Raw genomic sequence first — 1094 nt, forward strand, 5'->3', positions numbered from 1 at the left:
TTTTTCGGGGGCGGCGGCTGTTGTTAAAACGCGACTCGCCCGGGCCCCCCCCACACGGGGGGGGGCACGGTGAGCGGCCGTCAGGCCGCCAGTGGCTTGCTGCGCGACCAGATCAGGTCGTGCGTGCCGTCCTCGCCTTCGATCAGGCGGGCATAGACAGTCGCCGGGAACGAAGGATCGTCGAGGGTCACGGACACATAGGGCCGTTCGGCCTTGCTGACTTTTTGCCACCCCGCGCCGATGTCGTGGCCCGCCGCCTGCACGCGGAAGTCGGGGGCGCTTTCGTTGTCGCCCTTGTCGTTGGGAACCAGCTTGACCTTGACGTTGAGCGTCAGGGTGCGGAGTGTGCCGGTGTAACCGTCTTTGTCTGCTGTGAAGGTGCCGATGTTGGCCATGATGATTTCTCCTGCGGGTAACCAAGGTCGCGCCCATCGCGTCCTTGTTGCGATCCGTCCGGCGGTAGCTGGGCTGGCCGCACCGCTTGCGGTCGAAACGTAGTGGAGAACCTGGAAGCGAAAAGAATCTGTCCCGCGAGGAATGCGCGCAGCGCAGGGGAAATTGTTTTCGCTGGAAGGTTGCGGCCACGAAGCCCAAGGCGCAGCCGTGCCACCGCCAGGATTCACAACGAGGCAAGGACGCAGGGGCCGACCGTCCCGCCAAGGAGAGATGGCCGACTCGGCATCCCCGCATGACGGCTGCACCGGCTTGTGCTCTGACGCGGGTCAGGTCAATGCTCCAATGACCGAGTGGAAGCGCCCCTGCCGCAGCCTTGGACGGCGGGCTTGAGGCGTGGTGTGGAAGCTCCATAGCGAGGCCGGGCGGCGTGTCCGTGAACCGTCCTTCGTGGCGTGGTTGCGCTGAACCGCCAGCGTCGAGGACGGCACGCTTTGGCACAACCTGCCGCAGCAAGCCGGGGCGTAGCCCCACAAGCCCCGTCCATTGCGGGGTGCCATCGAAACCTTGCCCGCGTCAGCGGGCGCCGATCGCCGTACCACGTGCAAGGCACTTGCGCGCTCGCCACGTCGCCGCCTGGTCGAAGGCGGCGACGGGGCGATTTTGCTTTGGGCGCTGGAACCGGGGGGGGGCCCCCCCCC

Annotated in this window: 1 protein-coding gene; it reads right to left on the bottom strand. The window is 66.8% G+C overall.

From position 1 onward, the window contains the following. Nucleotides 1–80: 80 nt before the first annotated feature. A complete protein-coding gene (locus tag QMX85_RS23345) occupies nt 81–395 on the bottom strand; it encodes a DUF736 domain-containing protein (protein WP_282344934.1) in 315 nt (104 codons plus the stop codon). Nucleotides 396–1094: the final 699 nt, after the last annotated feature.

Origin of the sequence: Pseudomonas sp. PS02288 (assembly GCF_029959715.1) — a bacterium.
GTDB lineage: Bacteria > Pseudomonadota > Gammaproteobacteria > Pseudomonadales > Pseudomonadaceae > Pseudomonas_O > Pseudomonas_O kuykendallii.

What these genes read in the sequence shown, in the direction of transcription:
- QMX85_RS23345 (WP_282344934.1), bottom strand. Translation starts at nt 395, where the DNA reads ATGGCCAACATCGGCACCTTCACAGCAGACAAAGACGGTTACACCGGC.